Below are 14,296 nucleotides of genomic sequence, written 5' to 3'. Positions count from 1 at the left end.
TAATCTTTTAATGAGCTTTATAACAGCTAGGCTTTATACCCTGACTATTAGTATTAAATTCAACAGTTATCATACCGCAATCTATAGTATTTAAAATTTTACTATTATAACGTTTTAAAGTTTCAAGCGTTTGCTGATGAGGAAAATGATAGCGATTGTCAAAGCCTGCTGAAATAAGTGCAAATTTTGGTAGTACTTGCGCAATAAAAGCATCAGTCGAAGAGGTCTTACTGCCATGGTGGGCAACAACTAAAATATCTGACGCTAACTGTTTGGGGTAATGCCTTATTAAATAGCGTTCTGCTTCCTTTTCAATATCACCTGTTATTAAAGCGTTGCCACTGGGTGTAATAATTTGTAATACGCAAGAAGAATTATTTTTATTTTTCTTCGATAGATAGATGGGTAAAAAACGAAAAGTAATACCATCCCATTGCCAAGTAGCATATTCATGGCACTTGGTGCCGCGGTGATAGAATTGAGGGTTATCTACTAACAATTCCACTTGGCCATATTTATCTTCTACTGAGGCAAGCCCACCTCGATGATCCAAATCAGAATGACTAATAATAATCTTATCAATTTTTTTAATTCCGCGCGTTGTTAGATAAGGAATTATAGCCATCTGTGCCATATCACCACCTTGATAAAATTTCATACCAGTATCATATAGCAGCACATGGTTTGTGGTACTAATTACAATGGCTAGGCCTTGGCCTACATCAAGTACATCAAGGCGAGCAGTGTTTGGTTTTAATTTAGGCACATAAGGAAACAGTACCGCTAATATTAACAAGCTGGCACCTGCAAGCCAGCTTCTAAGAGGAAGAATAAATAAAATAACAAGTGCACTACTAAGCGCAAATAAGTTTGAAAAATTAACAAGGGAAAAATTTAAATTAAGGTAATTAAACTTATCTATTGCTTGTAAAAAAATTAATAATCCTTTGATTAAGTAATCTGTAGGCCATAATACCCAAGGCTGTGTCGTTAACTGGCTTAATAACAAACTCAATAGACTTAAAGGAACTATTAAATAACCTACCAATGGAATAGCTATTAAATTAGCGAAAAGGCCATTAAGCGCACCATAAGAGAACCAGTAAAGAGTAAAAGGTAGCAAACCAATTAAACAGGCCGCTTGTAGGGCAATTAATTTTTTTAAACCTTGATAAGGAATACGCTGGCTTGCAACCATTAAAATAGCAACAGCGATAAAAGATAAGTAAAAACCAGGAAGTAAAACCGCATGTGGCTCAATAACAATAATGAGCATTAAAGCATAACGCCAAGCTTGCCAGCTGGAATAATAGCGTTTAGAAAAATAACGAAGCAACAAAACAGTACAGGCAATAACAGCTCGTTGCGCAGGTATAGCAAATCCAGCTAACAGCGCATAGAAAAAGCCCATCAATAAGCCACCTAAACTGGCTGCTTGCATGGCTGGACGATATAAACAAAGATAACTGGACCGCCGCCAGAACCAATCCATCAAATGATAGAAAAGGTTAGCTACTAAATAAATGTGTGCCCCAGAAATAACCATTAGATGGGTGGTTCCTGTATGGCGAAATAATTCCCACTGTGACTTATCAATATGGCTGGTTAATCCTAGCGTTAAAGCTTCTATAATCCCTAATGTGCTACTATTGGGTAGCAGTAATGCTAATCTCGCCGCAAGTGATTCACGAATTGCCAGCATGTTATTTTGCTGCTTTGCTCTCAATAATTGATTTTGGCCTGGCTTTAAATACCCTACCCACTGAATATGCTCGGCTTGAAGACGTTCCCGAAAATTAAAATGGCCCGGGTTGCCTAAGTTTTCTGGGCGTTTTAATTTAGCTTGTAATTGCCATAGCTGACCGACTTTAAAAACTGGGCAATGATTAAAACAGGTTAATAAAACATAAGCCTTCACCGGTTTTTGATTTAATTGTCGTAGATGAAATTTAAATTGAGTTTTAAATTCTGTGACGATTGGAATAGATGCAATTTCACCGACCATAGCGGCATGCTGTATAACCCTAGGCGCTTTTGTTTCCTCACGAGCCATTGAAGCTTGATGCAGGTAAGCCCAAAGTATTGCCAAGCTAAACCAAAAGACAATATACCAGCTGGCTCTTAGCCAAAGAGCAACCATAATAATTAAGACTGGATATATTGATTTTGTATAAATCAAAACCACTCCAGCTAAAAAGCAGAGAATTTCCATATTGATATTATTGGACTTGCAAGCAGGCTAATTTAGATTAAATTAATATATTAATCAATCAATTAATTATTAATTTATCAGCGGTGACTTTTTCCTTAAATATCATATAATTGCATTTAACATGCTTATTAATATACAATTTTTACAAATTTTTTACTATTTGTACTATTATATTTAATACTATCTTAATAAAAAATCTTTATAGTAGGAAGAAAGTTGTAATGCGATAGGTTTACTATGCAAACGTTAGAAGAGTATAAAATCGAAGTGAGTAGAGATTGGCGAAAGCTAAGAGCTATCCCTACCCATTTAATTCTTCAGCCGGCAGATTATTTTAGCCTTTATAAAAGCGCTGTTGAACAATCGCCTGAAGCATTAACATTAGTTTCGCGTTCAGCAGATACCAATAAAATATCTAATGAACAGTTAGAAATTTATTTAATAGCGCTTAATCATCGCTACTTCACTTCAAAAGAATTAGATTTTTTACCGATGCCCAATATCTCCACAGCGCAAAGATTAACAGAAAACCAATTAAAATTATTGGAAAAAGCTGCTGCTATCAATCACCTAGCAGTTTTAGAACCTCTAAGCCAGATTTCTCCAGCCAATGGTACTTTATATAGCAATTACCTTACACTTCTTCGCCGATTAATTGATAAGGATGATGAGCCGCAACTTAGAGAAAATATAGGCTTTCATTTACCATTTCATGGTACAAACTTTTCTAAAGAAGAGGAAGATACTTATATCGCTTTTGCTCGCAAATACCCTGATGGAATACGAAATGTTCATAACGATGCTATAAAAAGTTTTATGATTAAAAAATTAGGTTTGGAACATTTTCTTAAATCAGATCTTACTTTAATGTCTGTGGTACCAGCTGAGTATCAAGATGATGCAGAACTCTTAGTAAAAGAACTCCTGAAAACAACGCACGTTAAAGGTAAAACTAATTTAGTTATTACCCCGCCTTTCTTACAAGATAATGTTAAAGAAGCTTACGAATCGTATAGCGAAGAAAAACATTCAGGCCAATGTGTACGTTTATCTTCTCTACATTTTGAAACTGTTAGGGAAGTGTTAGCGATGGCAAATGATGTAATTCCTAACATGAGAGCTAAGTTGGTTTTGATGGGGCCAACACTTAGTACTTCAACAAAAATTGCAAATGTTGAGCCAAGTCAAATCGCTGCCTGTATAGAAACATACAGAGGCATTCAAGAAGTTGTGCTAATGGGCTATAACACAGCCGGACTTAAAGGTTCTGCTGAGGATAAAGAAGGCTTACTAGGACGCGTTGCAAACGAATTTAAAGAAAGGGATATCAAAGGGGTAACAGTTAAAGCTTATACTGGCGATGGATTTAGCCATGCTAAAAAACCTGATATTAGCTCGCCTGTTGGCTCTCCAGCAGTTTCTTTTTTTAGTCACATACCTTCTTCAGAAAGTACCAGCCCAGTTTCAGAAACATCTAGAAAAGTTAAATTTATTTCTTAGCACTAACGAATTACTTTCAAAGTAATGCCATAGCAAGGATGCTAACCTTTATAGAGCTTTTTAATTTACGTTTAGAATTTTATAAAAGAAGGTTCTGATAAAATTGATAAGCTAATTTCATAAATTTATTTTCAAATTGCGATAAAGAGTAGCAAAATTTATCTGTTTACAATACGATAAATTATTTAGTTAAAGGATTAGCTATGATTATTGCTGCTTTAAATGAAAGTCCAGCAGACTCTCGAGTTGCCATTACTCCATCTATTGTTAAGCATTATACTAAATTAGGTTTTAAAGTTTATTGCGAAAAAAATGCAGGCCTTGCTTCTGGTTTTAATGATAAAGCTTATGAAGAAGCCGAAGCAACTATCAGCGATAATCGACAAGAATTATTAAATAATACTAATGTCTTGACCTTTGTTAACACCCCAGATCCTACCTTACTAGCCAATCTACCGGAGAAAGCACTTATTATTGCACCTATTGATAATGAGCCTGAGAGTGAGCTAATTAAATGGTGTTGTCAACAGAGAATAAGCCTTTTTTCTATGAATCTAATTCCACGAATTAGCCGTGCTCAAGCGATGGATAGCTTATCTTCACAAGCTAATTTAGCAGGCTATCGAGCAGTCCTTGAGGGTATTAATCATTTTAATCGTGCTATCCCTATGATGATGACTGCTGCAGGTATGATTAAACCCGCTAAAATTTTAATTTTAGGTGCAGGAGTTGCGGGGCTTCAGGCTATCGCTACAGCTAAACGCCTAGGCGCTGTTGTTTATGCCTTTGATGTTCGCCGTGCAGCAAAAGAGCAAGTTGAAAGCCTAGGTGCTGAATTTATTGAAGTCGAAGATGGGGCTGATCTTGAAACGGCTGGCGGTTATGCTCATGAAATGAGTGAAAGCTATAAAGCGCGCCAGGCAGCACTTATTCACAAATATACGAAATTAGCTGATATCGTCGTAACAACTGCTCTTATTCCAGGCCGGCCTGCCCCTGTTTTAATTACTCGCCATACTGTTGCCGAAATGAAGGCAGGCTCTGTGATTGTTGATTTAGCGACTTCTAGAGGTGGTAATTGTGAATTAAGTGAGAAAGATAAAATAACTAAATGTGGTGATGTTACGATCGTTGGCTATAGTAATTTTGCAGGTTTAGTACCTGCTACAGCTAGTGAACTTTATGCCAACAATATTTTAAATTTAGTTCGTTTAATAACCGTTGCACCTACTTCGTTAGTTTTTCAAGTAGAAGATGAAATAATTCAGCAAGCGCTACTTTGTCATGAAGGAAAATACATGCCATTTCAATCAACCACGGAGGTTTAACATGTTAAATCATACGGTTACTATGAATGATTATATTGCTATTTTAACTATCTTCATTTTAGCTTGTTTTGTTGGTTATTATGTTATCTGGAAAGTAACTCCAGCGCTGCATACCCCATTAATGTCGGTGACTAATGCTATCTCTAGTATTATTATTTTGGGTGCTTTAATTGCCGCAGGTAGCACGGCGTTAGGAACAATTACTATTCTAGGCGGGATTGCTATTTTTGTTACCGCAATTAATATCTTTGGCGGCTTTGTTGTAACGCAACGGATGCTCAGGATGTATAAAAAATAACAACGGATCATGTTATGACTTCACTAATTTCATTTCTTTATTTAATTGCAGCTGTTTTCTTTATTTTGGCCTTAAAAGGTTTAGCAAGCCCGACTACAGCTAGGCGCGGAAATTTACTCGGTATACTAGGGATGGTTATTGCTGTAGTTGCCACACTTATGATGCCAACTATTGATAATCATTTACTGTTAATTGGTTTAATTGCTGCAGGCGGCATAGTAGGAACCCTTATTGCACTTAAAATTAATATGACGGCTATTCCGCAATTGGTGGCAGCCTTTCACTCATTAGTCGGCTTGGCGGCGGTTTTAGTTGCTTTTTGTGCGTTTCTCTCCCCTGCTTCGTTTCACATTGGACTACCAGGAAATATTGAGTTTAAAAGTTTAATTGAAATGAGTTTAGGGTTAATAATTGGAGCTATTACGTTTTCTGGTTCAGTCATTGCCTTTTTAAAGCTACAAGGCATTATGTCTGGCCAACCTATCCGTTTCATAGGTCATGCTTGGATTAATTTAATTATTGCGCTCGCTATTGTAGCTTTACTTATTGTATTTGTTATGCAGCAATCACTCAGTATTTTCCTAACGCTAACGATTTTAGCCTTTTTAATTGGTATTTTCTTAATCATCCCTATTGGGGGTGCAGATATGCCTGTTGTCATTTCAATGCTTAATTCCTATTCAGGGTGGGCTGCCGCGGGCATTGGTTTTACTTTAAATAATAATCTTTTAGTTATTACAGGCGCCTTAGTTGGCGCAAGTGGAGCTATTTTAAGCTATATCATGTGTGTCGGCATGAATCGCTCCATTATTAATGTTATTTTTGGTGGCTTTAATACAACGCACGATGATAATGCGGTTAGTAGTCAACGAGATAATCAATCCGTGCGGCAAGCCAATGGTGAAGACGCTGCCTTTTTATTAAGTAATGCCCAAGACGTTATTATTGTTCCTGGTTATGGCATGGCTGTTGCTCATGCGCAGCATGCTGTTAAAGAATTAATGGATGCACTTGAAAAGCGTTCTATTCGGGTACGTTTTGCCATTCATCCGGTTGCAGGACGCATGCCTGGTCATATGAATGTTTTATTAGCTGAAGCAAATATTCCTTATGATCGCGTTTTTGAGCAAAGTGAAATTAACTCCGATTTTGCAACCTGCGATGTTGCTTTTGTAATTGGTGCGAATGACATTACCAATCCTGCGGCAAAGACTAATTCTAGTTCACCTATTTACGGTATGCCTATTTTAGAGGTAGAAAGGGCTCGAACTGTCTTGTTTGTCAAACGTAGCCTCGCCTCAGGTTATGCCGGTGTTGAAAATGAGTTATTTTATCGGGATAACACTTACATGTTATTTGGTGATGCTAAAGCGATGACCGAATCGATTGTTAAAGCGTTAGCAAATTTATAGCAATCAATAGGCTTAAAAGTTAATTAATAGTTAATTTTTAAGTCAGATTGTTTTATTGCTAAGGATTTAAAAAAGTAGACTCAGGTAAATCATAATTGCCATAGTTAAAATTTAAGGGTATCTTAGAGCCATTTTTTTCTATAAAGGATATTTCAATGCGAAAAATTGCTCTAAGTTTATTATGTGCAGGTGCTTTAATAAGTAATACAACCATGGCAATGACTCATAGCTTAAGCCCACAGGCAAGCGTAGAATATGAATTAGCGGCTAACAAGCCAGAAGTTTTTACTAATTTTACTATTTTTAAAGTCCATGCTGTTTGTAAAGTACAAACTCAAGATGAAAGCAATACGCTTCATGTGAAAGGTTTATACCGCTCAGGTCAAGTTAATGGCAAAGTCATTAATGCTGGCGATGAGGTAGATATTATTGTTCGTAACGGTGATTCATTTGATTTAGTAGCTGAGGCTGCTGCACAAGTAGAATTAACCAATATTGGTGTTCATTCTATCAAGACTAAATGTCAAGTTTCTTAGTGTATTTAAGTGAGCTAGCCCCTCTTTCTATCCTGAAAGAGGGGCTAGTTAATAAAGTAATCCTTTAGGTCAGCAAAATTAATTGATTAAATAAAAAGCATAAATCATAATCTAATTAGCATTAAATCCCATTAATGCCGTTCTAGAATAATCATCTAAGTCTTCACGACTAAAATTACCAGCTACAGCATTCTTTACATTATTACTTAAGTTCTTTATTTGATCAGGATTAGCTTCCAATAAATTACTAGCAAAAGTGCGATCATCTTTTACGAGCTCGGCGTGTAAATGACGCAGATAGTTACGGAAAGAATATTGCTTATGACTACTAAATCGCTCATTAGCTAACGCTGAACTTATATTTTTAACAATAATTTGACCTAAATCCTTTGATAATTTTTCTAATCTTTGCGCTATTACTTGCTGACTATTATCTACATTACCTACTTTATTTACATCTATTATAAATTTCTGTATCTCTTTTACTACTTCACTTTGTAAATGAGCTTTAAAGGTTTCTATAACTTCTTCAGCATTCTTTGCCCCATTCTGGTTATGGCTAAAAAACCATGTTGCATCTTTGTTTTTAGAGTCACTTTTATAAGCTTCCCTAACTTTACCAACCTCTATAAGAATAGTTTGTATATTATCTACTACAGTAGCCATGCCTTGGTTTAAGTCCGGAGTAAGTTTTTTGTTTAAAAATTCACAAAAATTATCAAATCTTATAGAGCAAATTCTCTCTCTCGTAATAAATATAGGGGACCTTATAATGCGGGTAATATTATCTTTATTTTTATTTTCTACTTGTAATTTAGCATTTTCCTCCTGAAATTTAATTTCTATTTCCTTTAGTCTAGCAACTTCTTCTTCTAATTTTTTATTCTTAGAATCTAAATCGCTCTTTTCATGCTCTAATTCTTTAATTTTTCTGTTAGCTTCTTCAATTTCTTGCTTATGTTCTTTCAATGTTTGCTTAAGTTTCTCGATTTCTTCGGTGCTCTTAGAGCCTAGTGTTAAATATTTTTTAAATATTTGCAAAAAGCCATTTTGATCTTCTTCACAAATGACACTTGCACCTCTATCAATTTCAATAAGCACCCAATCATCAAGTTGTGAATCTTGTCTATCTTGTTTGAAAGCCTTTAGAGCTTGTTCCATGACCTCTTTGCGGTAAGTTAATAATGCTATTACTTTTTCTAACTCTTCTTGATTTTGATCCGCTGAAGATTTTGCTTGTTGTGCTTTGTTAAGTAAATCAACATATTCAACGATAATCGCCTCTAAGCGACTTACTAATAGCTCATCTTGACGTTTTAACTCTGTGTTTTGGGCTTTATCAATATCTTTTGAAAAAGTGCTCTCTGTAAGATCAGCAAATTGAGCTCCAAATAAGCTTTGCCCTCGCTTAGCTACTGCAGTAGCATCGTCATGAAGACTTACAAATGCTTGATAAAAATCAAAAGGAATGGCAGTAAAGGTCTCATTCAAATTTTGATACACGACTTTAAACTGTTCTTTAGCTTGCTCTAGTGGCACTTTATCAGAAAAAATACTTTGCCACTCTGTGTTAATTGTACCATTGCGTTTTCCTTCCGTATAAACTTGGTAACAATCTATATCGAATTGCTCGATAGCATTGTGAAGTAACTTATTTACCCGATCAATTTCAAGTAAATAAGGATTGGCTAGCTTAAGGAATTGATGAAAAAAGTTAACCCCATTTTGATTAGCCAATTTATAAATTTTATTAAGCTCTTCTGTCAGAACCATCAATCTATCGCGTAATTGAATTAATTCAATTAGATTTTTCTTATTTTTTTCTATTGCCTTTAATAAATAATTTTGTTCTGGCTTTAATTTATAAGCTAAACCTTTATATAAATTTTGATATAGCTCTTCATAAGAAAAGACTGGGTCTATAAATACTTGTTTAATTATGGGGTCATTTAGAAGCTTGGCTTCTTCGGTAGTTATAGGGCCTTTACTTGGCGCAAGATCAAGCAATGTTGATAGCGTAACAGTAGTTTGCGAACTTAATAAAGGAAAGAGAAGATTATTTGTTCTTCGAGTCATTTCCCCTAAGGATGTCAACGTTTTACTAACTTTAGTATAAAATTCTTTTACTCGATTACCAGGTTCCGGTTTATGTATTTCCATTTCTTCACTATAAATTCTTTGTAATGCAGAAAGACAGGAAAGATAGTTAGTATCATTGCTATGACTCTTTTGAATTTCTGGATTTTTTAATAGTCTTTTTACAAAGGATTGAATACGATTATGATATTTCTCCCTTTCATTAGGACACTTTAATGCTTGCTCACATAAGTGAGCTAATAGCGCCATGGCAATCACTTTACCATGTGAAATATCAGCTAAATTAGCACTACCAAAATAGCGCTTTTGATTATCAGCAATATATTGAGCACACGTATTATAAACAAAATTATAATAATGACATTTCCTCTTTAGCTCCTCGTCTTCCTTATTTTGCATAGCAATAGCTAAAGTTAACTCTGATAATCCACCTGGAGTTGGTAATTTTAACCCTTGTATAGCCCCTCTCTGATTGGCTAGATGTAGGTATGCCAACCAACCTTGAACTTGATCAAGATCATGAGATATGATGCTTCCTGAAATATCACCCTTTCCTTCCTCATAAATTTTTAAAATTTCTTCTATAAAAGGTGTCTTACGATATATAACTGAAGGCATAAAAGGACTCACAAAGAACAAATAATGATCAAATTATACGTGAGTAAGCTTAAGCTAAGATTAAATTCTAAAATTTTTAGCCATTATTTTGTATAATTATTTATATTTTTGATTATTTTTAATACAATAATTAATTAAACCTTAACATCAATAAAGAAATATTTATACGTACTAAATAAAAACATAAAATACTTATTTTATGTAATTGGGTTTAATTTTTAACTAAATATTTGCTAAATTTTCGTCCATTATAATTTCATCAAATAATATTAGCTTCAGGCTAAATAGATTGATCAAAACTTAAATGTCTTCTTGCGCTCTAACTTCTTTTTTGGAAGCCATACTAAGTATTTTGTCTAACTGTTTAGTACTTAAAATACGTTTTAATATCGCAAAAAGATGCGCAGGAAAAGTAATTAAATATTTTGCTTTAGGGTTAGGTGATTCAATAGCATGGACTAATTTATCAATAACAGCTTCTGTTTTTTTGGTAAAAAGTGAATTTTTCTTCTGTTGTCGATAGGAACTAAGCATATAATTATATTCATTTTTAAAGTGACTATGCTCTAGATCAATTTTTGTTAGCGAGAAATCAAGCACATTGTCTCTAAATTTACTTTCTATGGGGCCAGGTTGTACGGTAATCACTTTTATCCCCGATGGAGCAAGCTCAAGCCTTAAGGTATCACTTAAGCCTTCAACAGCATATTTGGAAGCATTATAAGCGCCGCGAAAACGCATGCTAATAAGCCCTAAAATAGAACTAATATTAATGATTCGCCCAGAACCCTGTTGCCGCATAATTGGAATTGCGGCGCGTGTTACTTCAAGCAAGCCAAACACATTGGTTTCAAATTGAGCGCGTAGTACTTCACGTGAAATATCCTCAAGAGCTCCTGCCTGACCGAAGCCTGCATTATTAATTAAAATATCTAAACGACCGGACGTTTTTGCTAGCACCTCTTTAAATGCTTGTTCAATGGAGTGAGAGTCATTTACATCTAATAGTATAGCTTCTAAGCCCTGAGCTTTTAATCGCTCTAAATCAGGAGCTTTGCGGCAGGTAGCAATAACCTTATGGCCACGTTTTGCTAGGGCCAGTGCTGAATCATAACCGATACCACTTGAACAGCCTGTAATAAGAATAACTTTTGGTTGCATCATTAATTATCCATCTAAATATATGCGCTAATTTTGCCAGAAGCAGGAAAGAAAAGCGAAAATTAGGAGATTTTATTCGCGCTTAGGAAATAATTGTAAAAATTCGTCAATAGTTTGTGAATTGGCTTTTTGGTAGGTGGCTCGGCGGCTAATAAAGTTACCCGTTAATTCCTGTAATTTTAGCGCCATTTCAGCAAATTTTGCACAGACTGCTATTCCATTAACGATAACAGCGCCATCAATAGTTAAATTCTTTTGCCTGGCTAACAAAAGCATAGGTAAACCACCTGCTAAGATAATTACTTCAACGCCCTGTGCTACCATAGGTTTAATCTGCGCTATAAAATCATCTCGCAAGCGTCGATAGACTGTTTCATCTTTAAATGCTTGTTCGAAGTCGTCCACTTCGGCATTAACCGCGCTAACGGCCGTAATGCGTTGTTGCAGCCCATAATAATTAATTTGATTTTCATGCCAAGGAATAAAGATAGGGTTAATGGTTGCAAGCCCTATTGTACGCCCAATACTACAGGCATAAAGCATATTTGCTTCCCCTAAACCAATAACCGGAATATCAAGAATAGCTTTAATTTCATTAATACCAGGCTCTTGAAAGTGACCAATTACAAACGCGTCAAAGCCTTCTTTCTCAGCCTGGATAGCATGACAAATCGTTTGCGCCGCACAGCGAAATTCTGTTAAAGGATGGAGATTTTTATCTGGTGGGGTTAAGCCATGAACGGCAAACTTAAAATTTTTATCAGCATAAGTATCTAGATAAGCTTGTAAATGTTTGATGTAATTTTTCTGCTCGTTTGCATCAACAAAGCTTTGATACCAGATACGCTTTTGCTGCTTCAAGTAAGCTCTCCTAGCAATTTCGCAATAATGAGTAGATTATAGCACCTGAGGAAAATTTACTTTTAAAGCCATGAAAAAGCTTAAAAAATAATTTTAATTACAAAAGGCTCAATATGACTAGAATATTAACATTTTTTAATTATAATGTGGCTTAACCTTGCGCGAGATATTATTCGTGTTTAAAAGTTAGATGACCAATAACTATGACTACCCTCCCAAATATCATTTCTAATTACTATTTAAAACAAGATTTTAAACAAGATAAAAATATCTGCGAAGTTTTTTCAAGTCAATTTATGCGTTTTATTGCACAAAAAATTGGTGAAGATCCAGATATTATTGCTAATGTTTCCTATGTTACGAGAAACTCTGCAGAGGGAAAGCAAATTTATATTGGCTCTAAAATATTTAATGGTTACCGCGATTTATTTTTAGATGCTTATCTTGCCTATCAACTACCTGCTTATCAAAATTTACGTCAAGTAGCTGGTAGAAAAATAAATACTTTGCCTCACAAAAGACCAGGCTATCTTAAACATGATTTCTGTACTGATACCATAATTGAGGCAGGACGCTATACTGCTCTTACTCCCGGGTTAGCACTACGAGCTATCGTTGATGATCCAGACAGCCATTTTAAAAATATTGGTGCAATACCTATCGTTTCCTCAAGTGATGAAGAGTTAATCCCTCTTTATGAAAACAATGGTTATAGCGGATATTGTGTCCAAAAAGCAAAACCCATAGATCATTTAGGTAAAGTTACCACGATAAAAATTAAGGGCATTAACTATTATCAAATTCGTATAGCTCGTGAGCCAGATATTGAAGAATATAAAGAAGCCTTAATTAAACATAATAACCACTATTATTTAATACCAAATATTAACAATACTCACGCGGTCCAAATTGATTTTGGTGGCGCCCTTGGCGATTTTCGTCTGCCTAGTCGGCGTACATTGGATGGCAAAATTCATATCAAAGCGCTACATAATTTATTTCGCTACTATCCCTCTTATGAGGGTCCACCGGCTTATCAGAATCAAATTTCGACAGCTTTAACTAGTGGTGCTACTTATTTTTTTGAAACATTAGCACGCTTTGCCATGATTGATAAAAATGAAATAGCTTCTTTCATTAATAAGGAAATTGATAAAGCATTCCTCACCTATGAGGACAAACCAGAAGTTTTATTACACTTTGCCCAACGTATAGGTTTAAATGCCTCACAAAAAGAATTAGCTAATCTTAATTTACTAGGCAATCGAATCAAGCAATTTCTGCAATTAAATTTTACCAATCGTCAAGAACACGCCAAATTACTTTTTCTAGATCACTTTTGCAAATTAGATTATAGTACCCAACGCAATTTAATGGATAGCTATAGTCAAGCTATTGAGCCGCAAGAGAAATTAAAAGATAAACTAATTAGACAATTTTTTTATCATTTAAAACAAGAGAACTTACTACTTTTTGATACACTCAAAGCAATAGATAATTTACATCTTAATATTGTCTATGATCCTGACAGTAGTATTTACTTAGAAAAAATTAAAGTCAGACTCAATCGACAAGTATGTCGTGCTTTCCTTAAAAATAAGTTAGAAGAGACTGCTAAAGAAGTTAACCCTATTATTAAGAAGACGGATAACCTTTTAAAAGAATTTGTTAATACTAAATCTAAGTTAAGCAAGATACCACTAAGTAATCTTTATGAAGCCAGCAAACACATAGTAAATTTTATTAATATAGCTAACCAGTATAAAGAAGACTGTATTGCTACTTCTACGAAGCAAGACATCATAATAGCAGCTTGCACATTAAGTGGTGCCTTAACAGGAGCAATTTTAGGTGCAGCAGTTGGTCTATTTCTAGGTGGTTTAATATTTGGACCACTCACGATGGCTGCAGGTACAACGCAAGGTTTAATAATAGGTACAGCCATAGGAAGCGCTATTATTAGTCTTTTAGCTGGTGGAAGTACTGCTAATAAGTTAACGCGTTATCACCTCTTTAAATCTATAGATGAGCATACTAAAAATTTAAGTGACTCCTTAGCGTTGTCAACCTATGATTTAGGCAAACCACAATTAGCTTAACTTACATCAACATATCTAAAAGCTGTATTTGGTGTGATAGATCACTTAATAACATCAATTTAAAAATAGCCCTATCCTCCCGCGTAGAAAGGAAGCTATTTTCTTAAAGGCACCGTGCAAGTATTAGAATAGATTTCCGCCTACGCGGAAATGACAAGTCTTTGGCAACGACAA

At 35.0% G+C, this 14,296-nt stretch carries 10 protein-coding genes; 6 read left to right on the top strand and 4 right to left on the bottom strand.

Translation table 11 applies throughout. The annotated features are described in order from the left end of the window. Positions 1-7: 7 nt before the first annotated feature. Positions 8-2,179: a DNA internalization-related competence protein ComEC/Rec2 gene (locus ACNVED_RS05105; protein WP_419420680.1), complete on the bottom strand. Its 2,172-nt coding sequence runs from the start codon at positions 2,177-2,179 to the stop codon at positions 8-10. Positions 2,180-2,449: 270 nt separating this feature from the next. Between ACNVED_RS05105 and ACNVED_RS05100 the strand changes: the two genes are divergently transcribed. The 5 genes from ACNVED_RS05100 to ACNVED_RS05080 all read left to right on the top strand — a co-directional run bounded on the left by ACNVED_RS05100 (position 2,450) and on the right by ACNVED_RS05080 (position 7,286). Then, positions 2,450-3,712, top strand: a complete 1,263-nt coding sequence (locus tag ACNVED_RS05100; protein WP_419420679.1) for a hypothetical protein — start codon at positions 2,450-2,452, stop codon at positions 3,710-3,712. Positions 3,713-3,915: 203 nt separating this feature from the next. Continuing rightward, complete coding sequence (locus ACNVED_RS05095) at positions 3,916-5,040, top strand: Re/Si-specific NAD(P)(+) transhydrogenase subunit alpha (protein WP_419420678.1); 1,125 nt, start codon at positions 3,916-3,918, stop codon at positions 5,038-5,040. A gap of 1 nt (position 5,041) precedes the next feature. Then, the gene (locus tag ACNVED_RS05090) at positions 5,042-5,338 is read left to right on the top strand and encodes a proton-translocating transhydrogenase family protein (protein WP_419420677.1); all 297 of its coding nucleotides are present in this window, start codon (positions 5,042-5,044) and stop codon (positions 5,336-5,338) included. Between the two features lie 14 nt (positions 5,339-5,352). Beyond that, the gene (locus ACNVED_RS05085) at positions 5,353-6,750 is read left to right on the top strand and encodes an NAD(P)(+) transhydrogenase (Re/Si-specific) subunit beta (RefSeq protein WP_419420676.1); all 1,398 of its coding nucleotides are present in this window, start codon (positions 5,353-5,355) and stop codon (positions 6,748-6,750) included. A 155-nt stretch (positions 6,751-6,905) separates the two neighbouring features. Further along, positions 6,906-7,286, top strand: coding sequence for a hypothetical protein (locus ACNVED_RS05080; RefSeq protein WP_419420675.1), 381 nt, complete (start codon positions 6,906-6,908; stop codon positions 7,284-7,286). Between the two features lie 111 nt (positions 7,287-7,397). Here the strand turns inward: ACNVED_RS05080 and ACNVED_RS05075 are convergent, their stop codons facing one another. The 3 genes from ACNVED_RS05075 to ACNVED_RS05065 all read right to left on the bottom strand — a co-directional run bounded on the left by ACNVED_RS05075 (position 7,398) and on the right by ACNVED_RS05065 (position 12,023). Beyond that, entirely contained in the window at positions 7,398-10,001 is a 2,604-nt protein-coding gene (locus ACNVED_RS05075; protein ID WP_419420674.1) for a coiled-coil domain-containing protein, read from the bottom strand. A 300-nt stretch (positions 10,002-10,301) separates the two neighbouring features. Further along, a complete protein-coding gene (locus tag ACNVED_RS05070; RefSeq protein WP_419421148.1) occupies positions 10,302-11,162 on the bottom strand; it encodes an SDR family NAD(P)-dependent oxidoreductase in 861 nt (286 codons plus the stop codon). A gap of 72 nt (positions 11,163-11,234) precedes the next feature. Then, complete coding sequence (locus ACNVED_RS05065) at positions 11,235-12,023, bottom strand: aspartate/glutamate racemase family protein (protein WP_419420673.1); 789 nt, start codon at positions 12,021-12,023, stop codon at positions 11,235-11,237. Positions 12,024-12,226: 203 nt separating this feature from the next. On the opposite strand from ACNVED_RS05065, the gene ACNVED_RS05060 reads away from it, so the two are divergent. Next, positions 12,227-14,122 (top strand): hypothetical protein, encoded by a 1,896-nt coding sequence (locus tag ACNVED_RS05060; protein ID WP_419420672.1) that lies wholly within the window; start codon positions 12,227-12,229, stop codon positions 14,120-14,122. Positions 14,123-14,296 lie beyond the last annotated feature (174 nt).

Origin of the sequence: Legionella sp. D16C41 (genome assembly GCF_048541585.1) — a bacterium.
Lineage (GTDB): Bacteria > Pseudomonadota > Gammaproteobacteria > Legionellales > Legionellaceae > Legionella_C.
The sequence above is the reverse complement of the archived record's forward strand: the minus strand, read 5'-3'. Positions and strand labels throughout refer to the sequence as shown.

Excerpts from the sequence above, each read along its gene's own strand:
- ACNVED_RS05080 (WP_419420675.1), top strand. The coding sequence starts at position 6,906 with ATGCGAAAAATTGCTCTAAGTTTATTATGTGCAGGTGCTTTAATAAGT.
- ACNVED_RS05090 (WP_419420677.1), top strand. The coding sequence starts at position 5,042 with ATGTTAAATCATACGGTTACTATGAATGATTATATTGCTATTTTAACT.
- ACNVED_RS05075 (WP_419420674.1), bottom strand. The coding sequence starts at position 10,001 with ATGCCTTCAGTTATATATCGTAAGACACCTTTTATAGAAGAAATTTTA.
- ACNVED_RS05085 (WP_419420676.1), top strand. The coding sequence starts at position 5,353 with ATGACTTCACTAATTTCATTTCTTTATTTAATTGCAGCTGTTTTCTTT.
- ACNVED_RS05095 (WP_419420678.1), top strand. The coding sequence starts at position 3,916 with ATGATTATTGCTGCTTTAAATGAAAGTCCAGCAGACTCTCGAGTTGCC.
- ACNVED_RS05060 (WP_419420672.1), top strand. The coding sequence starts at position 12,227 with ATGACTACCCTCCCAAATATCATTTCTAATTACTATTTAAAACAAGAT.
- ACNVED_RS05100 (WP_419420679.1), top strand. The coding sequence starts at position 2,450 with ATGCAAACGTTAGAAGAGTATAAAATCGAAGTGAGTAGAGATTGGCGA.
- ACNVED_RS05070 (WP_419421148.1), bottom strand. The coding sequence starts at position 11,162 with ATGCAACCAAAAGTTATTCTTATTACAGGCTGTTCAAGTGGTATCGGT.